Raw genomic sequence first — 24,790 nt, 5'->3', positions numbered from 1 at the left:
CTACTCTGGAGATTGTGCATCAAGCTGCACAACACATGGCTCTAGTTTAATCGAGATCAATCCCAAAATCTAAACGAATCTTCTGGCGTTCGATCAGCGCACTTTTAACAGTTTGTTCACGGGTTTTATAGTGGGTTTCACTTTGACACAGGTTACGGGTCAAATCGTTCAGAAAATAGCTTTCCACAGTACGCCCCTGTTCATCGACCGTATCTCTGGCCCACCAGCTGATGTTCTGCTTGGTCAGAATCAGCTCGTTTTGCGCCCGGGTTAAAGCCACATACAGCACCCGGCGCTCTTCTTCGACTTCGTCAAAATTCCCTTGCGCCCGTGCATGTGGATACTGCCCGGCAGTGACATTGGCCACATAGCAAACCTTCTGCTCGGTGCCTTTGGCCGAGTGAATGGTAATGAGCGTGACCACATCATCGTCCGACTGACGCTCAATCTCGCTAATCGAAATCGGATCAAGCACATATTCTTCCAGAAACTCGCTGAGCTGACCGTGTTTACTGGCCAGCTGCTTGACCAGATCAAAATCTTTAAGCCGTTTTGACCAGTCTTTTTTGGCGTAGTTCTGTTCCAGCTGCTCCACCAGTGCCTCAATCGCCAGACTGACACAGACGTCGACTTCCTGTTTCAGTACGGCCATTTGCTTCATAATCAAAATGGTTTTATCCGGAATCCGGCCAAATTTCTCCAGCTTTTCCGCAATCTGTTCCATTTCCGGGTTCAGTAACAACTGCTGTGCCAATTTACTGGCACCGACATCCCCAACGCCATTCCACAAGGTCAGAAAACGCATCCAGGCAATATCATCTGCCGGATTGGCAATGACTCGCAGCAGACTGAGCAAATCCTTAACGTGTGCCGATTCCAGTAATTTCATGCCGCCAATAAAACGATACGGGACATTGGCCGCAATAAAGGCCGCTTCAATATGCCGCGCGGCAAAACTGGAACGCACCAGCACCATATGCTCCTGCCATGCTGCGCCCTGGATAAAGTGACGCTCTTTGATATCAATCGCAATCCATTTGGCTTCATCAAATTCATTCGGAAAAATGTGCATGCGCGGTTTTAAGCCGCTGCCGCGATATGCCTCCAGCCGTTTGTCATAGCCGATCGGACTTTGATCCAGCAACCAGTTCGACAGGTCCAGAATTTCCTGAGTTGAACGATAATTACGCTCCAGTTTATAAATCTGGGCACCCGGAACACGTTCTTTAAAATGATGAATATTTTCAAAGTCAGCACCACGGAAACCGTAAATCGACTGCGCATCATCACCAACACAGAACAGCTGCACCCGCTCTTTTAACGGCTCTAGTAAGGCCCATTGCAAAGGATTGGTGTCCTGCATTTCATCGACCAGCATGTGCTGGCACAACGACGCGACATAATCAACCAGCCCCTCTGACTGGGCCAGCGCCGAAGCGACAATTGCCAGAATATCGTCATAATCCAGAAAATGACGCGCCTGCTTGCGCGCTTCATATTCTTTCATGATCTCGGCAATCTGATCTTTATAATCCAGACATTCCGGCAGCTGCTTTTCCAGGGCAATACTCAGTTTTTGCCGGGTATTGCGGGCAAATGAATACAGATCACATAGCTGCTGCGGCTTGGGCAAGGCATTTGGATTTTTCTTGTCATCTTTACCACGCAGTAAACGGAACATCATGATCTGGTCATCACGATCAATAATCGAGAACTGTTCCAGCCCAAAGGCTTTTGGAATCCGGCGCAGCAGATACATACAGAAGGTATGGAAGGTCGAAGCACGTAAGCCCTTGGCCTGCTCGCCCAGTGCCAGCTCGACCCGCGCTACAATTTCAGCGGCGGCACGGCGGGTAAAGGTTAAAATCTGAATCTGGTTGGCCGGAACGCCCTGATCAATCAGATAAGCCGCACGCGCCACAATGGTTTTGGTTTTGCCACAGCCTGCCCCAGCCAAGACCAAACTGTGCTTTGCTTCAGTGGTGGCTGCATTTTTCTGTTGGGGATTTAACTCGTCGATGAGCTGTGCAAGTGACATACCAAATCATTTCTCGAAAATTCAAAGCGAGATCTTATCATAAGCATCCCATCAACATAAAAACTAGCCTATTTGTAAACCCGGATCGTTTTCGAATTGAGTACTTCGTATTGCAGCCCCAGCTGTCGGGTCATTACGTCCAAAAATTCAAGAAAGTTCGCATTGCGTAAATGAAGGGGAAATTGATGATTCATATCGACATCTGAATCCACAATCAGCGTGACCTTCTTTTCAATTGCCAGCAGATTTTTTAAAACACTCAGATGCATCTCATCAAAATGAAAAGACAGTACTCTCGGCTGTGAGTACTGCTGTACAGGATTTTTCCTGAGATAATTTTGCATATTTTCGCGGTAGGCCGGTTTTGCAAAACTGTGTACGGTGATGCAGCTTAATATCAAAACCAAGATGATCTTTTTCATCATTTCCCTATTTATCATTTTTTTAAACCCTATTGGCATCTGGGTTTATCACGCTTTCTTTAGCGATCGCATGACATTTTCGACGCTGTCGGTTAAATTATTTTCCGCATTTCGAATCGCATCTTCTAATGAAATATCAGGTAGATTAATGCCAATAATCTGTGTAAATCCCGCCTCTAGCAGTGGCTCAATGCCTTCACCGATCATTCCTGCAAACGCATAGACCGGTTTATTCAAGCCTTTCGCAACCTGTGCCACACCAAATGGGGTTTTACCCATGAAGGTCTGCCGATCAATTTTCCCTTCGCCGGTCAGGACCACATCGGCCTGTGCAATTTTTTCAGCCAACCCGGTTTGCTGAATCAGCAGTTCAACACCTGACTGAATTTTTGCGCGTGCAAAAGCAAGCAAGCCAAAGCCCAGTCCACCCGCTGCACCGGCCCCGGCCTGATGTTGCACATTAACCCCGAGCGTTGCTTCAACCAGATCGGCAAAATGACTAAGGTTTTGATCTAACTGTTTTACCATGTCAGGGGTTGCACCTTTTTGCGGTCCAAACACATAAGAAGCACCATTCGGGCCACACAGCGGATTATTGACATCTGAGGCAATCAGGATTTCGGTATTTTTCAAACGAGCATCTAACCCAGAAATATCAATTCGATCAATCTGATCCAGGTTACCACCACAGACTTGTTTCATTTCACCGGTACTATTGAAAAACTGAACACCAAAGGCCTGCGCCATACCGGCACCGCCGTCATTGGTGACACTACCACCGAGGCCAACAATGATTTTGTTGACACCCACATCCAGGGCCTGTTTGATCATTTCCCCAGTGCCATAAGTGGAAGTCAGCATCGGATTACGTTGTTCCACTTCGAGCAAATGAATACCATTGGCTTTGGCCATTTCAATCACAGCGGTACGCCCTTCATCGACCAAACCGAAATAGGTTTGAATACGCTGATGCACCAATGGGCCTGTCACTTCACAGGCAACGTGCTGACCATTTAAACTCAAGATCAATGTATCAACAGTACCTTCGCCACCATCTGCCATAGGCACAGCAATACAATGTGCATCAGGAAATACCTGCAAAACCCCTCGTTGCATGGCCTGACAGGCCTGTGCAGCAGACAGACTTTCTTTAAAGGAATCGGGAGCCAGAACAAAGCGAAGCGGCATAGGATGATCTTTTATCCACAAGTGATATTTTAATTGTGGATAAATTCAATACTATCCACAACCGTTATTTCCAGCCCAACTCTATTGCGGTGATCTCGTTAATCAGGGTCTGGTTTAATGACTCCGGCATTTTGCTGCTGGTGTGTGAAGTCGGAATATGTCCAGCCATCAATTCTGCTTTTTCTTGAGGAAATAACGGCTGCTGATTGGGAAAGGCATAACCGGCCGGATAAACTGGCTGACCGCTGGCCAGATCATATTTATCGCTGGCGCCAAAGGCATGCAAGAGTTCATGCACCAGCACAATCTGATTTTGAGCTGACTGTTTCTTTGATGCAAATAAATTCACCGACCCAATCCGGCCTTTTTGTAGCGCAGTCGAATGTTTTAATTGCCGGGTTTGAGCCGGATCATAATAATTTAAATATAAGGTCACATTGGCTGAAGGATCTGTACTTTGCTGTTGTTGCCAGGCATAAAAACGGAATTTCAGGCTCCATAAAACAGTATCGAGAATCGAGGCCTGCTCAGGCACTTTCGGTGGCAAAACTTGAAGCTCACGGCCTAAATTAAAATAAAAATAGGTGGGTTGACCGCGATACTGCTGTGCAGCCTTTTCCAGATATTTTTGTGCTCCATCTAACTCCTGAGCTGAAAGCTGTTGAATATATTGTTGAGTGCTCGGCAAACCATCAGCATTGATTGGATGCAACAAGACAAAAACAGGCTTGCTCCAGTCCTGATTTTGATCACGATAGGCGTTTACAGCGACGATTAATAAGATGATTAATAAAATCAGAATCCGAATTTTTTCCACATTTATTTTTTGTACTTTAATTAATTTGTTTACCTAATCGAATTTTTTCATCTTTTAATTCAATCCAACCACCATTAATTGCTTTGATAGCATTTTCGATAGAGTCGTAACCATAGAATTTAATATCTAAAGCTGGCTCTAAACTTTTTACCTGCTCAACTAAAGTTGGAATTTCTACCCAATTATTTGTGCTAGATATATTTTTTAAGGCGTCTTGCGTAAGCTTTATAATTACTTTAAAAGTTCTTTTTCTAGCCAATAATTGACTTTTTACTTCTTTAATATCAAATAATTCCAATGACCTAATAAGCCCTGAAAATTTAGCTCTATTATAATTTCTAGAATCAAAGTCAGGTTTAACCACACTTATATATTGCTGAACTGTTAAAAGATTAGCCCATCCGTCTTCATCAGCTTTATCACGTATTGTTTTAAGAATCAAAGCTAACACATCTTTATCAATAGTAATCTGACCTTGCGTAACTTGATCTGTGGTTGTTTCTTTAAGATCAATCGTTTCTCCTACAGCCAAATTCTTAACATCAATAAACTTATCACAAGCACTTACGAAAGATATCGGTGTAGTACTTTTACCAAATCCATGTACAAACAAACCTTTTTCACGAATCTTAAGTGCTAATGGCGTGAAATCACTATCACTTGAAACGATGCAAAAACCATCAAAAGTACTTGTAAACAATAACTCCATCGCATCAATAACTAAAGCAATGTCTGTAGCATTTTTTGAAACTGTATATGCATATTGTTGTATCGGAGTCATCCCATACTTGAGACAAACCTCATACCAACCTTTAAGTGTAGGGTTACTCCAATCCCCATATACTCTCTTTACACTTGCAATGCCAAATTTTGCAATTTCCTCTAATACCACTGAAACACTTGAAATTGAAGCATTGTCTGCGTCAATAAGCACTGCTAACTTTTTACCCTGATTTTCCATTTTCTCCCCTTTTTTTACATTTTAATATTAATTATTTTGCCATAAAAAATGCCGACTTTCGTCAGCATTTTTTCAATCATGGTATTTAGGCTTCAACCCATTTGCCATCCTGATATACCAGACTCCATTTGGTCTGCTTGCCTTCAGGGGTTTCAGAGCCAATATATTGCGCCTGATTTTTACGGCTGAATTTCACCAGAGTCGGGTTGCCTTCTGGGTCTACATCGGGTGCCTGCAAAATGAATTGATATTTTGGATCAAGCTGGTCAGCAACCGTACGCAGTTCCGCCACCTTCGGTGCACGGGTTTCACGCACTTTCGGGAACTTGCTGGCCGCCAGGAATAGACCGGCAGCGCCATCACGCAGGACAAAGAAGTCATCGTGCTTGGTCGAGCGTAAATGTTCCATCTTGATGGGGTCGACACGCGGCGGCGCAGGCTGACCGTTTTTCAAGACTTTACGGGTATTGTCACAGCTGGTGCAGGCAAAGTATGGACCAAAACGGCCAGTTTTCAGCTGCATTTCGCCATCACATTTATCACATGGAATGGTCGGGCCATCATAGCCTTTAATCTTGAACTCGCCTTCTTCCAGCTCAAAACCGGCGCAGTCCGGGTTATTACCGCAAATATGCAGTTTACGGCCACCATCAATCACGTAGCTATCCATTGCGGTTTCGCAAATCGGGCAGCGTTTTTTCGACATCAGGTCAGCAGTTTCAGCACTGTCATCATCTGACAGGGCTGCCAGAGATTCTACAGGTGTTAAATTCAGAGTGCCCTTACAGCGTTCTTTTGGCGGCAGGTTATAACCGGAACAGCCGAGGAATACCCCGGTAGTGCCGGTACGAATCTGCATTGGACGTTCGCATTCCGGACAATGCACGGCATCCACTTCCACCGGCAGGTTACGGCGCATACCCTGTTCGCCCTGTGCATTGGTCAAACGGGTTTTAAAATCACCATAGAAGCTGTCGAGCAGATCTTTCCAGTTGCGTTCACCATCGGCCACTTTATCCAGCTGACCTTCTAAGTCCGCGGTAAAGTCGTAGTTCATCAGGTTGTTAAAGCTTTCATCCAGACGGTCGGTGACAATTTCACCCATCTTTTCCGCAAACAGGCGGCGGTTTTCCAGCTTGACATAACCACGGTCCTGAATGGTGGAAATAATCGCTGCATAGGTCGATGGACGGCCAATGCCACGTTTTTCCAGTTCTTTCACCAGCGAGGCTTCGGTAAAACGTGCCGGCGGCTTGGTAAAGTGCTGTGATGGGTCCAGCTTTTGCAGTTTTAGCACTTCGCCGACTTTCACTGCAGGCAGCAATACATCATCATCAGACTTGTTCTGACCACGCACTTTGGTAAAGCCATCAAAGACCAGGGTACGGCCTTTGGCTTTCAGTTCTACCCCATTGGCATTGACCAGAATGGTCGATGATAAATATTCGGCCGGAGTCATCTGACAGGCCACAAACTGACGCCAGATTAAATCGTATAAACGCTGGGCATCACGCTCGACACCGGCCAGGCTGTCGCCTTTCAGACCAACATTGGATGGACGAATCGCTTCGTGAGCCTCTTGTGCGCCGGCTTTGTTGCCGTAACGGTTTGGCTTGGCCGGTAAATATTTCTGGCCGTACTCGGATTCAATATGCGTACGCACCATATTCACGGCGTCATCACTCAGGAACGTCGAGTCGGTACGCATATAGGTAATAAAACCGGCTTCATACAGACGCTGTGCCAGCATCATGGTTTTCTTGACCGAGAAACCTAAGCGGGTACTGGCCGCCTGTTGCAGCGTTGAGGTGATATACGGCGCACTCGGATTCACCTTGGTCGGCTTGTCTTCACGTGCAGCCACCGTATAGTCTGCATCTTTAATCAGGTTCAGCAAGGCATCGGTTTCAGCCTTGTTACGCAGCTTTAGGGTCTTGCCATTTTGCTTGACTGCTTCCAGACGAATATCATCTTGTGCAGATTTGGTATCGGCAAATACCTGCCAGTATTCTTCCGGAATGAAGGCACGAATTTCACGTTCACGCTCTACCACCAGTTTCACGGCTACTGACTGGACACGACCGGCTGACAGACCACGGGCAATTTTTTCCCACAGCAATGGCGAAATCATAAAGCCAACCACACGGTCCAGGAAACGGCGCGCCTGCTGCGCATTGACTTTATTGGTGTCTAGACGTGCCGGATGCTTAAAGGCTTCCTGAATGGCATTTTTGGTAATTTCGTTAAATACCACACGCTGATAACGCGCATCATCACCGCCAATGACTTCTTTTAAATGCCAGGCAATGGCTTCCCCTTCACGGTCCAAATCCGTTGCCAGATAGACTTCATCGACCTGCGATGCCAGTTTTTTCAATTCAGCAACAACATTTTCCTTGCCCGGTAGCACTTCATACTGGGCTTTCCAGCCATGCTCCGGGTCTACCCCCATGCGGTTGACCAAGGCCTGCTGAGCTTTTTCTGCTTTTTGTGCTTCGGTCAGTTTGGCACGTGTGGTGGTTTTCTTTTCTGTACTTTTACTGGCGCCTGTAGGCAAATCACGCACGTGACCGACCGACGACTTTACAATGTAATTCGAACCGAGGTATTTGTTGATTGTTTTCGCTTTTGCAGGCGACTCCACAATCACCAAGGCACGCTTAGCGCCATCGGCAGATTTTGCTGTAGTGCTTTTCGATGTGGAGCGAGGAGCGTTCGCCATAGTTAACCGTAGTTCCTGTGAAAATGTTTTAAATTAAAGTTCAGCCAAAGAATGTAAATATGCCTTGATGTCATCCAGTTGGGTGGCTTTCAGATCAGCTTCTTCATCCCAATAGAGTCCTACACAGTTTGCCTGCATATCAATAGCATAAATGCCCTTTAATGCAACGGGTGTATGATTAAATTTTTCCTCACCATGCACCAGTTCAAGCTGCTGATCGACCACCCGGGCGCGCATTAACGGCAAGCGGGCCTCTGGAATCAATACGCTATAATAGGCCACCATACTGGCACGGCTTTCTGTGGCCATCGGAATTTTGGTCCAGTCCGGCGCAGCCACCAGACGCGGATGCAGGCCCATCTTGCGGGCTTTTTCACGCATCAGGCCGAGGGCTTTTTCTCTTGGACTGACACGCAAACCAAAAATCGAGCCCAGCACAAAAATGATGATGGCCAGTGCCACCCAAATTCCAGTATTTTCCATAGCTCAACCTTTATGTTCTTTTATTAGAGTTGCATAAGCGCCATATAAAACGCAAGTTTGCACGATAAAATTAATTCAGGAACATTTCGTGACTATAGACCACTTCATGCCCGTTCCAGTAGATATAGCCTTTTTCCAGCAGTTCCTTGAGCAATAACCGCACGTCGGACTGGGGAAACATCTGTTCTAACAGGTCACGCAAGGCATAAATATCTTTGGGTTTATCGGCTTTCAGTTCGCGCAGTTTACGCGCCACTTCCAGCTGTACCGGATCAATCTGGTCAAAGTTTTTAAACAGCGGCTGCTGCGCACTTTGAATCGGCGCGGCGACAGAGTCCTGTTCAATAACAGGAGCAGCTCCGCTTTCTGTCGACTGTAACTGTTTTAAGGCCTGATCCAGACTGCTGGCCACCGGTGTTTTTTCAGCAGAGGCATTTAAATCCAGCTGAATCCACTGTTTCAGCACCTTCTTGCGAAAGGCAATTTGCTCATCATAACGCTTGATAATTTTCAGATTAATTAACAAACCGACCAGACGCTGGGCTTTTTCCGGCACCACCTGCAAAATATTGCTGAGAGAGTTTTTCAGCTTCTCGACCGTATTCGGTTTACCGCTCATTTTTGCCAGAGCATCACAGTATTTTTTGACCAGTTGCAAATACGGTTTTTGCTGGATGGTGGCAATACTCGGCAAGCTGTATTTTGGCGTATGAAGTGGCTGCGCCGCATCTTCTGGCTGAATCAAAATCAGATGGGCACTGATATTCGAGGCCTGTAGCATCTGCACCAGTATATCGCTGCTGTCCTGGGCCGAAATAATTTCGACATGGCTATCTGGCTCAAGTAATGCCATTAACTGCCCGACCACCACGGCATATTCAAACTCTTTATGCGGTGCTTCTGGGGTGTCCAGTACCACCACCTGAGCGCTGTTCATCCAGCTGGCCAGTTCAGTCAGGTCATCCAGCGCGTACTCAAAGCGTCCGGCACAGTTAAACAGGTAGAGTGTCGAATAATGCTGCAGAATATCGCGCAGCAGTTGTGCCGTAGGCATATTCTGTTCAAGATCTAAAAGTACAACTTTCTGGGTCATGACAAAAAATAAAGGATCTGAGAGCCGAAAGTGGGCATTAGAGCCGGAAGTGAGATAAAGGTCAAATTTTTTTATTGTGGCGCTGTGATCGCTGCCTCAAAAGCGGCTGGAGCTAAACCGATCTACCAGTATCTTCTTTATATGGATACCTTAAAATAAACCCGCATTCAGGCTGCGGGTTTATCAATAGATTGTGCGGAATGTTCTAGCAATTGACAGATTAATAATGCGGCGGAATATTGGTCAGCGGATCGAAGGGAGCAATGCCTTCAGACAGGTCAGCTGACTCAACCCGTTGATAAAGCAGCTGCATTTGTTTCTTGAGGTCGGCAATTTCCAGATTCTGTTTAGTCACCTGCTCATTCAGCTGTTCAACTAAATCATCTAAAAATGCAATTCGGACTTGCAAATCTTCAATGGGTGCGGAAAATGACGCCTGATCATTTAGATTTTGTTGTTTAGTCATTTTAAATCCTCATTTGAGATTTTTCAGGAAACACTATGGCCTATATTACCCTAAGGGATGTCCAACTCGCGTTTGGTGGACCCGCCCTGCTCGACGGCGCGAACTTTACTCTTGAACGTGGCGAACGAGTGTGTTTGATCGGCCGTAATGGTGAAGGTAAGTCTACCTTACTTAAACTGATTGAAGGAAGCTTACTGCCCGATGCCGGTGAAGTCTCGATTCAAAATGGCTTAACCGTGTCCATGCTCACCCAGGATGTCCCGATGGATTCGGGCAAGGTTGCCGATATTGTCGCTGATGGTGCCGGTGAAGCAGCAGAGGTCCTGCGTGCCTATCATGCCGCCAATGATGCCTGCGTACTGGGCGATATGGCCGCCTGCGAGCGCATGGGTGAACTGCAACACAAACTGGATCAGCTTGATGGCTGGGCACTGGAAAACAAGGTCAACTCTATTTTAAGCAAAATGGGGCTGGACCCGAATGCCGATCTGGCCGATCTTTCCGGTGGTCGTAAACGCCGCGTGCTGCTGGCCCGTGCCCTGCTGACCCAACCGGACATCCTGTTACTGGATGAGCCGACTAACCATCTCGATGTTGAAAGTATCGAATGGCTGGAAAAATTCCTGCTTGATCAGAACAACCTGACCTTATTGTTTATTTCGCACGACCGGACCTTTGTCGACAGTCTGGCAACCCGTATTGTCGAACTGGATCGCGGGATTCTGCGCAGTTATGAAGGCAACTATTCACGCTATCTGGATCTCAAAGCCCAGCAGCTGGAAGCAGAAGAAAAACAGAATGCCCTGTTTGAGAAAAAACTGGCCGAAGAAGAAGCCTGGATCCGTCAGGGTATTAAAGCGCGTCGTACCCGCAACGAAGGTCGTGTTCGTGCCCTGAAAGCCTTACGCGAAGAATCCAAAGCGCGTCGCTTCCAGCAAGGCAAAGTCAACATGGGGGTACAGGAAGCTGCGCGTTCAGGCAAACTGGTCTTTGATATTGAGCATCTGGGCGTCAGCTATGATGGCAAGGCGCTAATCAAAGACTTCTCGGCCATTGTCATGCGTGGCGACCGGATTGGTCTGGTCGGAGATAACGGGGTCGGTAAAACCACCCTGATTAAAGCCATTTTGGATGAAGTAGAACACAGTGGTACCGTTAAAATCGGCACCCAGCTGGAAATTGCCTATTTTGATCAGCTGCGTAACCAGCTCGATTTGGAAAAATCGGTCAAGGACAACGTTTCTGAAGGTTCCGACTTTGTTGATGTCAATGGACAGCGCCGTCATATCTACAGCTATCTGCAAGACTTCCTGTTTAACCCGGAACGTGCGCGTACCCCGGTCAAAGCCTTGTCCGGCGGTGAACGTAACCGCGTGCTACTGGCCAAACTCTTGCTGAAACCATCCAATTTAATTGTGATGGATGAGCCGACCAACGATCTGGATATGGTCACGCTGGAACTACTGGAAGAAATGCTGGCTGAATACAAAGGCACCTTGCTGCTGATTTCGCATGACCGTGCCTTTATGGACAACGTGGTCACCTCGACCTGGGTGTTTGATGGCAAAGGCCATATTGAAGAATATGTCGGCGGCTATCAGGACTATTTACAGCAGCGTCCGGATCAAACCGTGGTTGACCAGAAAATGGCGGTGAAAAAGGCCCAGGCCAAGGCAGAAGCAGCAAAAGTAGAAGCTGCTCCGGCGCCTGTGAAAAAGAAACTCAGCTATAAAGATCAGCGTGAGCTGGACCAGCTGCCGGCTGAAATTGAAGCGCTGGAAACAGAACAGGCTGAACTGTCAGAGAAACTGGCTGATGGTTCCTGGTTTGTATCCGATGCCGAAGCTGCAACCCAAGCCTCGCAGCGTCTGGCAGAAATTGAAGAGATTCTGCTGGAAAAACTGGAACGCTGGGATGAGCTGGAAAATATGAGCAAAGGCAGTTAATTCACCCGCTTCACAGCATCTGCCGGACAGCGGCAGATGCTTTTCATCTTCAAAATCGTTCATGCTACACTGCATTTAACCTTCATTTTAAAACGTCACTATGCCGCAACCGCAAGATTATCAACCTGGTGAATTTCAATGGTCCTTTCTGCTACCGAAATACTGGAGCATCTGGATCGGTATTATCTTCCTGATGATTTTGGCAATCTTGCCGTGGGCCATTCAGTACCGTTTAGGCCAGTGGCTGGGCCAGCTGGCGTTTCGCTATCTGCATTCACGCCGTAAAACCACTGTCCGCAATCTGGAGCTTTGCTTTCCAGAATGGTCTGCGCAAGAGGTGCAGGACAACGCGCGCCAGGTTTTTGTTGACCAGATGATTGGCGTATTTGAAACCCTAAATGCCTGGTATAGTCCGAAATGGTTCCAGGGCCGGGTCAGTATTGAAGGTCTGGAATATATTCAGCAGGCACAAGCGGAAGGCAAAGGCGTCTTGTTGCTGGGCACCCACTCGACCCTGCTTGATGCCGGCGGCTATTTATGTGCCCAGTATTTTGAACCCGATGTGGTCTATCGTCCGCAGAACAACCCGCTGTTAGATATGCTGATTTACCGCTGCCGGGCCACCATTTATGCCCATCAGATTGACCATGATGATATGCGTGGTCTGGTACGTAACCTGAAAAATGGCCATGCCATCTGGTACAGTCCGGATCAGGATTTTGGCCTGAAACAAGGCGTAATGGCGCCATTCTTTGGCGTGCCGGCAGCCACCGTGACTGCGCATCGTCGTTTACTGAAAATGACCAAAGCCGCCGCAATTCCGCTGTATTTCTACCGCCATGGTGATCTTAAAAATCCGAAATATCATGTCTTGATTGAGCCACCGGTTGAGCGTTTACCAAGTGAGGATGAAGTCGATGATGCGACGCGTGTTAATTTGATTATTGAACGTCAGCTGCGCATCGCGCCGACTCAATATATGTGGTTTCATCGCCGTTTTAAGACCCGTCCACAAGGCTATGAGCAGCTGTACTAAGCAATACAGCTGTATTAAGCCAATCTTTCTGCCAGTCAAATACCATATGCTGATCAAAATACCAGGACACGACAGCCCATAAAGTTAAACCCGAGTTCTGCATCCTGCAAAACTCGGGCTTATGAGGTTGTGCTTTCAAAACTTTTTTGTTGTTATCTCTGGCTTTCCATTCCTGCATCATCTCCATGATGACAATCCACCGGCTTCAACTTCCTTAACGGGACTCTCCTTTCCCAACTCCATCTGCCGATATGCTTAGAATACGCAGCTTGCTCGGTTTCAGCTATTGGCCATCGGCCTAAATCTGTGTAAGCCATTTCTTACACTTTTCCTCAAATTTCATGGCGTCTTGCTGCCCTGCTTATAATCCTGAGCCAAATCATCGGTCACGATTTTTTCTTCCCGCTCGGCTTTTTCAATACCCTCCTGAATCGCCTCCTGCGCTTCTTCTTCATCGGCTTCAGTCTGTTCCAGCTCTTCCTGAATGTGCTCAAACACCCGACCGGTCTGTAACACCACATAGACCGGAAAATGATCTGAGCCCATATGTGGCAAACGCTTCATCTCCACCAAGGCAAAATCGGTACTGTGAAACACATGGTCCAGCGACCAGCGCAATAAGGGATAATCTGCATGGAAAGTATTGACATAATGCCGGCCGACGCGCGGGTCCAGCAGGCCACTGATGCGCTGAAACAGACGTGTGGTGCGGGACCAGGCCACATCATTCAGGTCGCCCATCACAATACAGCTTTCATCCAGATCTTTAATCTGATCGCCGACAATTAATAGCTCGGCATCACGCAGGGTCGAATCTTTGGCTTCAGTCGGACTCGGCGGTTTCGGATGCAGACAGTACAGCTGCACCGGCTGGCCTGAACGCAGGATCACTGTGGTATGAATTGACGGAATTTCATCACTAAGGATAAATTTCACTTCGGTTTCTTTTAAGGGCAGGCGGCTATAGAGATGCATGCCATATAAATTGTCCAGCGGCACCGGTACGCGATAAGGATAATCCGGCTCAATCACCGCCAGCTGCTGCTGCCAGACCGTATCGGTTTCCAGTGTCAATACCAAATCGGGCTGGTATTTCCGGATTTCAGCAATGAGCAGGTGATATTTCTGGTTGGTGGTCAGCACATTGGAGACCATTAACGAAATTTGCTGATCAGGGTTCAGCTGCTCCGGCTTGACCTTTTTGACCTGCTTTTTCCAGATAAAGGTATAAGGCAGCACCATTTTCAGCTGGTACGCCAGAGCGGCAATCAGACCGGTTAAAATCACATAGCGCGGCGTATCCCAGGCCGCATCCCACAGCAGCATCAGCACAAAGGCCACAATCCCCAGCACCAGAACCTGCAATCTGGGAAAATCGGCACCTCGAAACCACCATTCATCCCGCGGAATCAGCGACCAGAAGCTGATCCAGATGACGAAAATGGCCAGCATTTCCACCCAAATCATATGCACCTACTTAGAAAGTTCATTTTTCTCGTTTTTTTTAAATAGAAATCTAACGTTATCAATTTTGTATGTAACACAAACAAGTTATTTCACTCAATAATAATGATGTTTTGATTATGTAGAGCTTGCAGTTGTGTCCCCTTTTGATACACTCATACTCCTTTTTGTTTTTTTACGCACCGAGGCAAAGTGACATGAAAGTAGGTCTGGTCGGTTGGCGCGGGATGGTAGGTTCCGTCCTTATGCAACGTATGGTTGAAGAGAATGATTTTGCTCATTTTGAGCCATTTTATTTCTCTACCAGTAATGCCGGTGGTGAAGCACCAGCGTTTGGCGGTAAAACTGCCCCAGCACTTATGGATGCAACGGACATTAACAGTCTGAAGCAAATGGATGTCATTATTACCTGTCAAGGTGGCGACTATACCTCAGACGTGTTCCCGAAACTGAAAGCTGAAGGCTGGAACGGTTACTGGATTGATGCAGCATCTACCCTGCGTATGGATGATGAAGCGATTATCGTGCTTGATCCGGTGAACATGAACGTGATTAAAGACGGTCTGGTGAAAGGCACCAAAACATTTGTGGGCGGTAACTGTACGGTTTCACTCATGTTGATGGGCTTAGGCGGTCTGTTCCAGAACAATCTGGTGGAATGGGCAACCTCGATGACGTATCAGGCAGCTTCGGGTGCAGGCGCGCAAAACATGCGTGAACTGATCACCGGTATGGGCTACCTGTATAACAACACCAAAGAACTGCTGGATGACCCACGTTCTCCAATTCTGGACATCGACTCTAAAATTGCTGAACTGCAACGTGGCGAAGGTTTCCCGTCAGCCAACTTTGGTGTACCGCTTGCTGGCTCTTTAATTCCATATATCGACAAACAGCTGGAAAATGGCCAGTCGAAAGAAGAATGGAAAGGTCAGTCTGAAACCAACAAGATTTTAGGCAACCAGCAAATCGTACCAATTGATGGTCACTGTGTCCGTATTGGTGCCATGCGTTGTCACTCTCAGGCCCTTACCCTGAAACTGCGTAAAGATGTACCTCTGGATGAAATCGAAGATATCATCGCCAGCGCCAATGACTGGTCGAAAGTGGTACCAAATACCCGTGAAGCCTCTATGACAGATTTAACCCCTGTTGCAGTAACCGGTACCTTAACTGTTCCTGTGGGCCGTTTACGCAAGCTGAACATGGGTAAAGAATACCTGGGCGCGTTCACCGTCGGTGACCAGTTGCTTTGGGGTGCGGCAGAACCATTACGCCGTATGCTACGCATCTTAATTGACTATAAAAACGCGTAAGCCTTTTAAGCAAAAGTAAATTACCAAAAGCCGATCTGAAAAGATCGGCTTTTTATGTAACTAGCCTGTAAATATTTTACAATCGACTTACAACTCGCTAATCTATTCTTTTCGCTATGCGATAAATGACCGAGCTAACGATTAAGATGACCGTATATAACAAATTAAAGATCGCGATTTTAGCTATTCTTGCCTCACAACATATTCATGCGATTAATGTCGATCCTGTTCAGATTCAGTCAGCACCTGGGGAATTGCTGTATGCTGAAATGAACTTCCGTCAGTCCAATGTCAATGCGCCGATTGAAGTCAGTCTGGCCTCGGCAGAAGACTTGATGGCCATTGGTGCCAGCCATCGTCCACCGGGTCATTTAAACTTCTTTACCCGACGTGATGGTGCTGGCAACGGGGTCATTACCATTACCTCTTCTCGGCCACTGACCGATACCGAATTGAATATTGTGGTCAAAATTCGTGAAGGCTCGGCCACGCGTTTACAGCATATTAAAACCTCACTAAAACGTAGTACCCTGGCAGAACAACGCGCGCAGCTGCAACCGAAAGAGCAGCCGCTAACCCCGGTTATGGTCGTGAATGAACGGGACATTGCCTTAAACTTGCCGACCAGTACCGCCTATACCACAGCCACCACTGCATCTACCAGCACCACGCGCAGTGTAGAAGCACCCTTGGCGATTCAAGCCAGCCCGCCACCGGCTTTAAGTCCATCAACTACAGCAACTGTCAGCGCAGCAGCACAGCCGGCTGCAAGCCCTGTGTCAGCGGTTACGCCATCGACTTCGGCGACATCAGCTCAACCGGCCTCTACACATAACGCGGGCAACATAGCTGCCGTAAATACAGCTGCTCCGGTTTCAGCAGACCCACTGGTCAAGAAATATGCCGAGCAGTTAAAAGCGCAGCAACAGCAAGCACCGGCAAAGCCGGCACCGGTTACAGCACCCAAAGCACCTGCTCCATCTGCGCCAGCATCAACCACAGCACGGCATGTGGTGCAATCCAATGAATCGCTATGGGCAATTGCCTCACGTATTGCCGCAGAGAACCAGCAGCCGGTCGGAGAAGTGATGCAGCAGATTAAAGCCCACAATGAACATGCCTTTATTCAGGGCGATGCCAACCGTTTACGCCGCGGTGCAACCTTGAATTTACAGGCCGTCAGCAGCGGGCAAAAAGCCGCGAAAAAGACCGTGCCAATCCCGGCAACCCAGCCTTCACGCCAGTCTGGCAAGGCCAAATACCGGATCAGTCAGGCCGAAATGAGTCTGGTGGCAGAAAATCAGCAAGATTCTGCCCAAGGTTCTGCCAAAAAGAACACACAAAGCGCGCAAACCTCAGAAGAGTTGTCACTAAAAGTTATGACAGCGCGTGAGAAAACCGTTAAATTACAGAGAAACGTAACACAGTTAGAATTGGCATTAAGTCAGAAGGATCAAAGAATTCAATTACTCAATGCGCGTCTTGCTGAATTGCAACAACAGTTGAAAAAGCAACAGGCCGAAAATAAGCCAAAACTCTAACGTATTACTCAACATGATTTTTTCAGGAGAGATGGTTTATTCCTCTCTGCCTAAGGGGTAGCAACATGCTGATTTATGTGATTCCATTTATTTTGTTACTGGTCATCGCGCTGGTGTTAAAAAAGCGTGAAGCCAATAAAGAATCCGAACCAGCAGCAAAAAAACCGGCTGCAGCCAGTAAAACCAAGGCCAAAAAAAGCACCACTACGAAAAAAACTACGGTTAAAAGCACTGTAGTGGCCGAGCCTGTTGCCGAACCACAAGGAAGCACACCACTTCCGGCAGATTTACGCCAGACCATTGAAACCCAGATTCGTGACCGTAACTTTTTCTCGGCCGAAGCGCAGATTAATCAGGCCCTGAAACGCGACCCGTCGTTGCATGAGCTGTATCTGCTGTTACTGGATGTGCATCTGACCCAAAAAGATGAATTTGCCACCCGCCAATTGCTGGATCATCTGAAAAATCTGGGATTGGAAGATATTCTGGTTCAGGCTGAAGCCAGAATCGAAGCCCAGAAAGCCTCTCAAACCAAAGAAGAAACACCGGCCTCTGCAGCGCCAACTACTACAGCGTTTTCTGAAACACCAGTTAGCGCAAAAACACAAACCCCTGCGGATTTTGATGCACTGATTCAATCCAGCAATTCAAGCACAGCCAGCACGTCATTTGACCAGTTACAACAGTCACTCAAAACCGAAACGCCAGTCGCAAAAACCGAAAGTGCTCCGGTAGCAGATCTGGAATTTACCCCAAGTACTCCGGCTGAGCCTGTTAACACCCCTGCGCCAGCAAAAGCAGAAGAAGTTCAACCTCTTGAATTTAATCTGTCTTTTGACTCGGCTGCCGGCACACAAGCAGCTACACCGATCGAACCGGCTCCAGCAGCAGCGCAGGAACCTCAGGCATTAGATTTCTCGTTTGAGCTGGAACCAACACCAACCCAAGCTGCACCGGTAACACCGGTTGAGCCAGTAACTCCGGCTGCACAAGAACCTCAGGCACTGGATTTCTCGTTTGAGCTGGAAAAGACTACAACTGAAGCCGCACCTGCGACCACACCGGCCGTCACCACCCCACCTGCGGAAGAAAAATCAGACTTTAATTTTGATTTCTCGATCAGTCCTACACCGGTGGCTGAACAGCCGGTAGAACCTGCGGTTACCGCACCAGCAGACACTGCACCGCTGTTCCAGTTTGACCTAGATAGCGCACCAACCATTGAAGCGACACCAGCAACGCCTGAAGCACCAATGGTTGAAGAACCCGCTATGGCTGCCGTGGCGGCAACCGTGGTTGATCCGCATGATCCACTGATTCAGTCCTTCCCGGAACTGGCCGAAGTCAATGAAATCCAGCTGAATCTGGAGCTAGCTCAGCAATATATTGAGCTGGGTGCCTATGATGCGGCCCGTGCCCTGCTGGCAGAAAAAGAAGCAAACTATTCTGCAGCGCAGCAGCAACACGCCACGCAGTTACTCAATCAAATAGCTTCTTGAAGCAAATCTCACTAAGATAAAGCAGTCATCCTTGGCTGCTTTTTTTATGATGAAAAAAATTGCATTAATTTATATGGGCGGTACCTTTGGCTGTGTCGGTGAGCCACTCAGCCCCATGCCTGCAAAGCAGTTTCTTCCCCAGCTGCGTCATGTGCTACCGCTGCATCTATCGGTAGAATGTTTTGTGGCGCCGGTGATTCAGGACAGCAGCCGCTGTACCGCGACCGACTGGTTACGTCTGGTGCAGTTTATCCAGCAGCTGCAGTTACAACAGTTTCAGCATTTTGTCGTCATTCATGGCACCGATACTTTAAGCTATGCCAGTGCCGTGCTGGCACACTTTATCGCGCAGTCTGCACATGTAGTGCTGACTGGCAGCCAGTATCCACTGCTGACCATAGATGGACAGAACACCCGTGACTTCAGCGATGCGCTGGATAACCTGAATTTCGCCCTGGAATCGGTGCTGCAATTGCCGGTTGGCGTGTATCTGGCGTTTCATCATCAATGTTTCCATGGTCGCAGCGCCTTAAAATGCCACACCACTGAATTAGATGCTTTTCAGGGTCAGGCCGCCAGCAGTGCTTTACATCAAAAAGAACAAGCCGCCTACTTGGTACAGGCTGCAGATCTGGACAAAGCACAACACTTCAACTGCATGAGTGTGATGATGCAGCCGATTGGTTTAGAGCAGCAGCTCGCCAATTTGAAACTGATCGCCCAGCAGCCACCGCATTGCCTGATTTTACAAGGCTTTGGTACTGGTAATCTGGCTGTAAATGAAACACTCCTGACGTTGCTACAGTCCTTACAGACGCAAGATTGTGCCGTGATTCTGACCACCCAAGTGCCATTTGGCCCATTGGATCAGCGTTATGCGATCAGCAGCTGGATTCAGGACAGTAAAATTTTAGTCAATGATGGCTTTGGACATGCAGATCTGTATGCAAAAGCATTAAAAATGTATTTACAATACCCGCGCAGAGAACAATGGCAACAGCATTGGTATGACTAAGGCCAATTTGAGGTGAATATGCAACGTTTTGCGGTCGGGATTGAATTTTGTGGTATTCGCTACCGGGGCTGGCAAACCCAGCAACCAGGCGTCCCGAGCGTGCAGGAAACGCTGGAAAAAGTCCTCTCCAAAATTGCCGATGAACCGATTATCCTGCATGGCGCTGGCCGTACCGATGCCGGCGTGCATGCCACCAATATGGTGGCACATTTCGACACGGCAGCCATTCGCCCTGAACGCGGCTGGCTGATGGGAGCCAATAGCCAGCTACCCAAAGACATTGCCATTCAGTGGATTAAGGCTATGGACATGGATTTTCATGCCCGCTTTAAGGCCTGTGCGCGCCGCTACCGTTATGTGGTCTATAACCATCCACAGCGCCCGGCCCTGCTGCATAAACAGGTCACCCATGCCTACTATGCGCTGGATGTCGACAAGATGATTGCTGCCGCGCAAAAGTTTGAAGGCACGCATAATTTTGAAAGTTTTCGTGCCGCAGCCTGTCAGTCCAATCAGCCGGTCCGTACCGTCAGCCATTGCCGCCTGATCCGTCATGGGCATTATTTGGTGCTCGATATTCAGGCCGATGGTTTCCTGCATCATATGGTGCGGAATATCATGGGCTGTTTGCTGGAAATTGGCCAAGGTATGTATGATATTGACCATATTGATACAATTTTTGCCGCACAGGATCGTAAAGCGGCTGGCATTACCGCCCCACCCGATGGCCTGTACTTTATCCAGGCGCACTATCCAGAGCAGTTTGACTTGCCTCAAGTGCCTTTAGGTCCGCATTGGCTGAATATGCCGGAATAATTGTATTCCGCCCCCCTTTTACTCAGGGAGTGGTTTCATTCTTGCCACTCCAAGCTTTAAAAACGAAAGTCACCCTTGCATCAAGCGGCAACTCTAAAAAAATCCCCCTTTAATCAAGGGGGACTGCGGAGATGCTTAACGCTGTTTACGTTTCCGGTACTCGACCGGTGTTTCATTGGTCCAGCGTTTAAAAGCCCGGTAAAAGGTGCTCGGTTCAGAAAATCCGGTCAGATACACAATCCGCTCCACGCTTTCATTGGTATTGGCCAGCAGTTTTTTAGCCAGACGGCAACGATAATCCGAGAGAATCTGCTGGAAACTGGTATTGGCCTCACTCAGCTGGGTGCGTAAACGACGCGGCGTGATATTCAGCTGCGCTGCCACGGTTTCCAATGTGGTTTCCCCACTTTCTAGGGTCGACCCAATCGCCCGGCGTACTTCACCGACCAGATCATAACGCGCCAGCTCCTGCAGCTTCTCCAGCGCCAGCTGCTCATGTAACTGCAACAGCTCCGGCTCGGCCTGCCACAGCGGATATTCTAAAATAGAGGGATCGAAATACAGTCGTGTTTCATTCTGCCCCAGACTGACCGGGCACTCATAGACCCGGAAATATTCATCATCGGCAGCGCCCTGCTGGAAATTAAAGTCGATATACAGCGGCTGGAATTTGCCTTCGGTAATAAACTTGAAGAAACGCAAAATGCCCGACATGGCACATTCAGAAAAGTGACGATTGACAATATTGTCAGCCCACGGCTGTTGACCATTGGTTAAATAACAGCGGTCATCTTCAATCACCAGTTTGGCATCAAAGGCATCACTGATTAAACGCTGATAGGCCAGTGCCCGTTTTAAACCTTCACCAAAATTTTCCGAAGAAATAAACAGATGCTCAATCACCTGACCACGATAGAGCGGCAAATGTTCACCCAGATGCAAACCAATATCCGGGTCACGGCTGACTTCTTCCGCCGCCACCCAAAACGCATACTGCGCGCCCAAAGGCGTACGATCATTGGCCTCAACCTGATTAAGTGCGACACCTGCTTTTGTTAATATTTCTTCGGTTGGCAAACCGGCACGACGAATCGCTTGGTAGCCTAATCGCAATACAACCGATGCATCAGTTAGCTGACCCACGCAAAGACCTTCCTTGTATGTTCTTCATTTATACTTAAAAAGATTGATTTTAGATTAACTGTGATTGACCAAACTGACAACCATCCACCACGTTTTTTTGTAGAAAAAATTTAAATGTTTTGTTCGCTTATTTTACTGACAGATGATTCATCTGCGGCGGGTTTCACCTTGATTTTTTCAAAAAAATTGACTATAATTTGCGCCTTTCCAATTTGATCATCAGGTAGGCTATGGCCAATAAAGAGGAACTCATCGAGTTCGAAGGCGTTGTCACCGAAACGCTTCCTAATACTATGTTCCGTGTACGTTTAGAAAACGGTCACGAGGTGATTGCCCATATTTCAGGTAAAATGCGCAAGCACTATATTCGCATTTTAACTGGCGACAGCGTGAAAGTTGAAATGACGCCTTATGACTTAACGAAAGGTCGTATTACCTATCGTGCACGCTAAGTTTTAGCGCAAGCAAAAAGCCACCTTCAACAGTGGCTTTTTTATTGGCTGCTGATGCTGTGTAACAGCCAAGAATGGCGTCGAGATCTGCCGCTTATCGAATATACACATATTTTTAGGCTGTCCTTGCCTAGAATGAAGTTTTATTCAATGGAGATCGCGCATGTTTGTCTCTCGCTCCGTTGCTTTGGCGCTCTTCGCGTTCAGTCTCTCCGCTTGTGTAACCACGCCGTCCAGTACCCGAGCTGAACGTGATGCCTATCTGGCCCAATTTGTCGGCCAGTCCAGCCAGCAGATTCGCCAGCAGCTCGATTTAAGCCTGCTCGGTTACGAACAGGTCAGTTCACCACAAATCAGCCCACAGGCACTCACCTACACTGTTATACGCCCAATCAGCATTCCGATTCCTGTAGCGAATGCCCCGGCCACCGGTCCAGCTCATATTCCAGCACCCATTGGCCCAGCCAACAGCTATAATGTTAACCTGCACTGCCAGATTGTGTTCCGGCTGGAACAGGATATTGCCCGCTCTGTACACTATACCGGTCGCACCTGTTAAGCGCTGAATCTAGACCTAGCTATTCAATAGCCATAAAAAAACGCAGCCTGCAGCTGCGTTTTTTGATTTGCTGTCGAGACTTAGCCCAATGCCGCAACCACAGCCTGACCCATTTCCTGAGTACCCACTTTATTCATGCCTTCAGACATGATGTCAGCCGTACGTAAACCTTGATCAAGCACATTGCCCACTGCATCTTCAATCGCTTTCGCGGCAGCTTCTTCACGGAAGGTATAACGCAGCATCATTGCCACAGACAAGATGGTCGCCAACGGGTTGGCAATGTTCTGGCCAGCGATGTCTGGTGCTGAACCATGACATGGCTCATACATACCTTTGCCATTTTCATCTAGCGACGCTGATGGCAACATACCGATAGAACCGGTCAGCATTGCTGCTTCATCAGACAGGATGTCACCAAACAGGTTACCGGTTACCAGTACGTCAAACTGTTTTGGCGCACGTACCAATTGCATTGCAGCATTGTCGACATACATGTGGGACAGGTTGATTTCTGGATATTGTTCAGCATGTAGCTGGGTCACGGTCTGCTTCCACAGCTCAGTCACTTCCAGCACGTTGGCTTTGTCCACCGAGCAGACTTTACCACCACGCAGTTTGGCCATTTCAAAAGCCACTTTGGCAATACGCTTGATTTCTGATTCAGCATAGACGTCGGTGTTAAAGCCCTGTTTCTCGCCATTTTCCAGCTCGCGAATACCACGTGGCTGACCAAAGTAAATCCCACCCGTCAGTTCACGTACAATCAGGATATCCAGACCCGATACAATTTCCGGCTTTAAGCTAGACGCATCAGCCAGTTGCGGATACAGAATCGCTGGACGCAGGTTAGCAAACAGGTTTAATTCGCTACGTAATTTTAACAGGCCACGTTCCGGGCGGATCGAACGCTCAATCGTATCCCATTTTGGACCACCAACTGCACCGAGCAATAAAGCATCGGCTTTTTTCGCCTGTTCAGACGTCACATCCGGATAAGGTGAACCATGCGCATCAATCGCGGCACCACCTAACAATCCCTGTTCCCACGTCAAGCCCAGATTGAACTTTTCATTAACACGCGTAAGCACCTGCTCCGCTGCTGTGACGATTTCTGGGCCAATACCGTCACCGGCAAGAATCAAAATATGTTTTGACATGAGTTTTTCCATTTCCTGTAGCAGTCAACGACTGTGGAGACTAAATTTTCTGTTCCACAAATTCCCCCAGTCCATGTAAGACATTATAAGGTTTGCAGAAACGTCGAATAATTTTCTGGTTTTGTAAAAGATCCACACACAGCGGCTCTGGCGCCGAAACATTCAGCAGACTGCCTTTATGCTTGCTGCGGTCACGGTACATTTTAAAAGTGTACGTTTGACGCGGCTTAAACTGATGAATGACGTGCAAGGTTTCGGCCTGATCACGGGAAATCGGATAGAACCGGATCACCACTTCATGCTGTTTGGCCGGAACCGACAGATATAGCGGATTAGGCTGTCGTAGTGAATCTGCCTGCAAGCGCACCAATCCCTGCTTGATGGCTTCACGACTCAGACGCTGACTTTCAGCATCCATGATCATGACCCGGTTCAAGCGCTCAAACTCGCAATGCTCGGTACCTGAACAATAAATACGTGCATTGGATTGGGATGCCTGTGTCTCTTTTACCTGTTTTAGACGTGCTGTATCCCAGGTTTGACATGCTGTTAACAGCGTAGCCACTCCCCCCAATACAGCAAGCCGACGAAAAACCTTCAACATAGCCCGAGCCCAACCTCATCAAAAAGCAGAATATTTAAATTATTATGCC

General features: G+C 47.8%; 22 protein-coding genes. 9 read left to right on the top strand and 13 right to left on the bottom strand.

Annotation, left to right across the window (positions count from 1 at the left end):
• Window positions 1-46: 46 nt before the first annotated feature.
• The 9 genes from ACVLR6_RS02200 to ACVLR6_RS02160 form a co-directional block, all read right to left on the bottom strand.
• The gene (locus ACVLR6_RS02200) at window positions 47-2,038 is read right to left on the bottom strand and encodes an ATP-dependent helicase (protein WP_160241635.1); all 1,992 of its coding nucleotides are present in this window, start codon (window positions 2,036-2,038) and stop codon (window positions 47-49) included.
• A gap of 68 nt (window positions 2,039-2,106) precedes the next feature.
• Window positions 2,107-2,463 (bottom strand): hypothetical protein, encoded by a 357-nt coding sequence (locus tag ACVLR6_RS02195; protein ID WP_228277921.1) that lies wholly within the window; start codon window positions 2,461-2,463, stop codon window positions 2,107-2,109.
• Window positions 2,464-2,508: 45 nt separating this feature from the next.
• Window positions 2,509-3,648 carry a glycerate kinase gene (locus ACVLR6_RS02190; RefSeq protein WP_160243552.1) on the bottom strand — a complete coding sequence of 380 codons (1,140 nt, stop codon included), beginning with the start codon at window positions 3,646-3,648 and terminating at the stop codon, window positions 2,509-2,511.
• A 64-nt stretch (window positions 3,649-3,712) separates the two neighbouring features.
• Window positions 3,713-4,465 (bottom strand): hypothetical protein, encoded by a 753-nt coding sequence (locus tag ACVLR6_RS02185; protein WP_455995766.1) that lies wholly within the window; start codon window positions 4,463-4,465, stop codon window positions 3,713-3,715.
• A gap of 16 nt (window positions 4,466-4,481) precedes the next feature.
• Window positions 4,482-5,426 carry an NYN domain-containing protein gene (locus ACVLR6_RS02180; protein WP_160243554.1) on the bottom strand — a complete coding sequence of 315 codons (945 nt, stop codon included), beginning with the start codon at window positions 5,424-5,426 and terminating at the stop codon, window positions 4,482-4,484.
• Between the two features lie 85 nt (window positions 5,427-5,511).
• A complete protein-coding gene (gene topA, locus ACVLR6_RS02175) occupies window positions 5,512-8,148 on the bottom strand; it encodes a type I DNA topoisomerase (protein ID WP_005182090.1) in 2,637 nt (878 codons plus the stop codon).
• A 33-nt stretch (window positions 8,149-8,181) separates the two neighbouring features.
• Window positions 8,182-8,631, bottom strand: a complete 450-nt coding sequence (locus ACVLR6_RS02170; protein WP_005182089.1) for an ammonium transporter — start codon at window positions 8,629-8,631, stop codon at window positions 8,182-8,184.
• A 70-nt stretch (window positions 8,632-8,701) separates the two neighbouring features.
• Complete coding sequence (locus tag ACVLR6_RS02165; RefSeq protein WP_005182088.1) at window positions 8,702-9,724, bottom strand: hypothetical protein; 1,023 nt, start codon at window positions 9,722-9,724, stop codon at window positions 8,702-8,704.
• 220 nt (window positions 9,725-9,944) lie between these two features.
• A complete protein-coding gene (locus tag ACVLR6_RS02160) occupies window positions 9,945-10,190 on the bottom strand; it encodes a SlyX family protein (protein WP_005182087.1) in 246 nt (81 codons plus the stop codon).
• A gap of 35 nt (window positions 10,191-10,225) precedes the next feature.
• On the opposite strand from ACVLR6_RS02160, the gene ACVLR6_RS02155 reads away from it, so the two are divergent.
• A complete protein-coding gene (locus ACVLR6_RS02155; RefSeq protein WP_156188766.1) occupies window positions 10,226-12,136 on the top strand; it encodes an ATP-binding cassette domain-containing protein in 1,911 nt (636 codons plus the stop codon).
• A 100-nt stretch (window positions 12,137-12,236) separates the two neighbouring features.
• Window positions 12,237-13,172, top strand: a complete 936-nt coding sequence (gene lpxL, locus ACVLR6_RS02150; RefSeq protein ID WP_016659582.1) for an LpxL/LpxP family Kdo(2)-lipid IV(A) lauroyl/palmitoleoyl acyltransferase — start codon at window positions 12,237-12,239, stop codon at window positions 13,170-13,172.
• A gap of 339 nt (window positions 13,173-13,511) precedes the next feature.
• Here lpxL and ACVLR6_RS02145 read toward each other — a convergent pair whose 3' ends face one another.
• Window positions 13,512-14,639: an endonuclease/exonuclease/phosphatase family protein gene (locus ACVLR6_RS02145; protein WP_016659584.1), complete on the bottom strand. Its 1,128-nt coding sequence runs from the start codon at window positions 14,637-14,639 to the stop codon at window positions 13,512-13,514.
• A 194-nt stretch (window positions 14,640-14,833) separates the two neighbouring features.
• On the opposite strand from ACVLR6_RS02145, the gene asd reads away from it, so the two are divergent.
• From asd to truA, 5 genes are all read left to right on the top strand, one after another.
• The gene (gene asd, locus ACVLR6_RS02140) at window positions 14,834-15,952 is read left to right on the top strand and encodes an aspartate-semialdehyde dehydrogenase (protein ID WP_005182074.1); all 1,119 of its coding nucleotides are present in this window, start codon (window positions 14,834-14,836) and stop codon (window positions 15,950-15,952) included.
• A 125-nt stretch (window positions 15,953-16,077) separates the two neighbouring features.
• Window positions 16,078-17,493: a FimV/HubP-related protein gene (locus tag ACVLR6_RS02135; RefSeq protein WP_171526965.1), complete on the top strand. Its 1,416-nt coding sequence runs from the start codon at window positions 16,078-16,080 to the stop codon at window positions 17,491-17,493.
• A 65-nt stretch (window positions 17,494-17,558) separates the two neighbouring features.
• Entirely contained in the window at window positions 17,559-18,992 is a 1,434-nt protein-coding gene (locus tag ACVLR6_RS02130; protein ID WP_455995764.1) for a fimbrial protein FimV, read from the top strand.
• A 46-nt stretch (window positions 18,993-19,038) separates the two neighbouring features.
• Window positions 19,039-20,007 carry an asparaginase domain-containing protein gene (locus ACVLR6_RS02125; protein ID WP_168397711.1) on the top strand — a complete coding sequence of 323 codons (969 nt, stop codon included), beginning with the start codon at window positions 19,039-19,041 and terminating at the stop codon, window positions 20,005-20,007.
• Between the two features lie 18 nt (window positions 20,008-20,025).
• Window positions 20,026-20,823 carry a tRNA pseudouridine(38-40) synthase TruA gene (gene truA / locus ACVLR6_RS02120; RefSeq protein ID WP_016659589.1) on the top strand — a complete coding sequence of 266 codons (798 nt, stop codon included), beginning with the start codon at window positions 20,026-20,028 and terminating at the stop codon, window positions 20,821-20,823.
• Between the two features lie 135 nt (window positions 20,824-20,958).
• Here the strand turns inward: truA and ACVLR6_RS02115 are convergent, their stop codons facing one another.
• Window positions 20,959-21,966 carry an AraC family transcriptional regulator gene (locus tag ACVLR6_RS02115; RefSeq protein ID WP_005182061.1) on the bottom strand — a complete coding sequence of 336 codons (1,008 nt, stop codon included), beginning with the start codon at window positions 21,964-21,966 and terminating at the stop codon, window positions 20,959-20,961.
• Between the two features lie 230 nt (window positions 21,967-22,196).
• Between ACVLR6_RS02115 and infA the strand changes: the two genes are divergently transcribed.
• Together infA and ACVLR6_RS02105 are read left to right on the top strand one after the other, a co-directional pair.
• The gene (gene infA, locus ACVLR6_RS02110; RefSeq protein ID WP_001284370.1) at window positions 22,197-22,418 is read left to right on the top strand and encodes a translation initiation factor IF-1; all 222 of its coding nucleotides are present in this window, start codon (window positions 22,197-22,199) and stop codon (window positions 22,416-22,418) included.
• A gap of 163 nt (window positions 22,419-22,581) precedes the next feature.
• Window positions 22,582-22,977, top strand: a complete 396-nt coding sequence (locus ACVLR6_RS02105; protein ID WP_455995762.1) for a hypothetical protein — start codon at window positions 22,582-22,584, stop codon at window positions 22,975-22,977.
• Between the two features lie 80 nt (window positions 22,978-23,057).
• On the opposite strand, the gene leuB is transcribed toward ACVLR6_RS02105, so the two are convergent.
• Together leuB and ACVLR6_RS02095 are read right to left on the bottom strand one after the other, a co-directional pair.
• Window positions 23,058-24,137 (bottom strand): 3-isopropylmalate dehydrogenase, encoded by a 1,080-nt coding sequence (gene leuB / locus ACVLR6_RS02100; protein WP_005182055.1) that lies wholly within the window; start codon window positions 24,135-24,137, stop codon window positions 23,058-23,060.
• A 40-nt stretch (window positions 24,138-24,177) separates the two neighbouring features.
• Complete coding sequence (locus ACVLR6_RS02095) at window positions 24,178-24,741, bottom strand: hypothetical protein (RefSeq protein ID WP_016659592.1); 564 nt, start codon at window positions 24,739-24,741, stop codon at window positions 24,178-24,180.
• Between the last annotated feature and the right edge of the window lie 49 nt (window positions 24,742-24,790).

The sequence above is a fragment of the Acinetobacter sp. T63 genome, from assembly GCF_053852345.1.
This window is presented reverse-complemented; position numbering and strand designations above follow the sequence as displayed.

Excerpts from the sequence above, each read along its gene's own strand:
- ACVLR6_RS02200 (WP_160241635.1), bottom strand. The coding sequence starts at position 2,038 with ATGTCACTTGCACAGCTCATCGACGAGTTAAATCCCCAACAGAAAAAT.
- ACVLR6_RS02195 (WP_228277921.1), bottom strand. The coding sequence starts at position 2,463 with ATGATGAAAAAGATCATCTTGGTTTTGATATTAAGCTGCATCACCGTA.
- ACVLR6_RS02190 (WP_160243552.1), bottom strand. The coding sequence starts at position 3,648 with ATGCCGCTTCGCTTTGTTCTGGCTCCCGATTCCTTTAAAGAAAGTCTG.
- ACVLR6_RS02180 (WP_160243554.1), bottom strand. The coding sequence starts at position 5,426 with ATGGAAAATCAGGGTAAAAAGTTAGCAGTGCTTATTGACGCAGACAAT.
- topA (WP_005182090.1), bottom strand. The coding sequence starts at position 8,148 with ATGGCGAACGCTCCTCGCTCCACATCGAAAAGCACTACAGCAAAATCT.
- ACVLR6_RS02170 (WP_005182089.1), bottom strand. The coding sequence starts at position 8,631 with ATGGAAAATACTGGAATTTGGGTGGCACTGGCCATCATCATTTTTGTG.
- ACVLR6_RS02165 (WP_005182088.1), bottom strand. The coding sequence starts at position 9,724 with ATGACCCAGAAAGTTGTACTTTTAGATCTTGAACAGAATATGCCTACG.
- ACVLR6_RS02160 (WP_005182087.1), bottom strand. The coding sequence starts at position 10,190 with ATGACTAAACAACAAAATCTAAATGATCAGGCGTCATTTTCCGCACCC.
- ACVLR6_RS02155 (WP_156188766.1), top strand. The coding sequence starts at position 10,226 with ATGGCCTATATTACCCTAAGGGATGTCCAACTCGCGTTTGGTGGACCC.
- lpxL (WP_016659582.1), top strand. The coding sequence starts at position 12,237 with ATGCCGCAACCGCAAGATTATCAACCTGGTGAATTTCAATGGTCCTTT.
- ACVLR6_RS02145 (WP_016659584.1), bottom strand. The coding sequence starts at position 14,639 with ATGATTTGGGTGGAAATGCTGGCCATTTTCGTCATCTGGATCAGCTTC.
- asd (WP_005182074.1), top strand. The coding sequence starts at position 14,834 with ATGAAAGTAGGTCTGGTCGGTTGGCGCGGGATGGTAGGTTCCGTCCTT.
- ACVLR6_RS02135 (WP_171526965.1), top strand. The coding sequence starts at position 16,078 with ATGACCGAGCTAACGATTAAGATGACCGTATATAACAAATTAAAGATC.
- ACVLR6_RS02130 (WP_455995764.1), top strand. The coding sequence starts at position 17,559 with ATGCTGATTTATGTGATTCCATTTATTTTGTTACTGGTCATCGCGCTG.
- ACVLR6_RS02125 (WP_168397711.1), top strand. The coding sequence starts at position 19,039 with ATGATGAAAAAAATTGCATTAATTTATATGGGCGGTACCTTTGGCTGT.
- truA (WP_016659589.1), top strand. The coding sequence starts at position 20,026 with ATGCAACGTTTTGCGGTCGGGATTGAATTTTGTGGTATTCGCTACCGG.
- infA (WP_001284370.1), top strand. The coding sequence starts at position 22,197 with ATGGCCAATAAAGAGGAACTCATCGAGTTCGAAGGCGTTGTCACCGAA.
- ACVLR6_RS02105 (WP_455995762.1), top strand. The coding sequence starts at position 22,582 with ATGTTTGTCTCTCGCTCCGTTGCTTTGGCGCTCTTCGCGTTCAGTCTC.
- leuB (WP_005182055.1), bottom strand. The coding sequence starts at position 24,137 with ATGTCAAAACATATTTTGATTCTTGCCGGTGACGGTATTGGCCCAGAA.
- ACVLR6_RS02095 (WP_016659592.1), bottom strand. The coding sequence starts at position 24,741 with ATGTTGAAGGTTTTTCGTCGGCTTGCTGTATTGGGGGGAGTGGCTACG.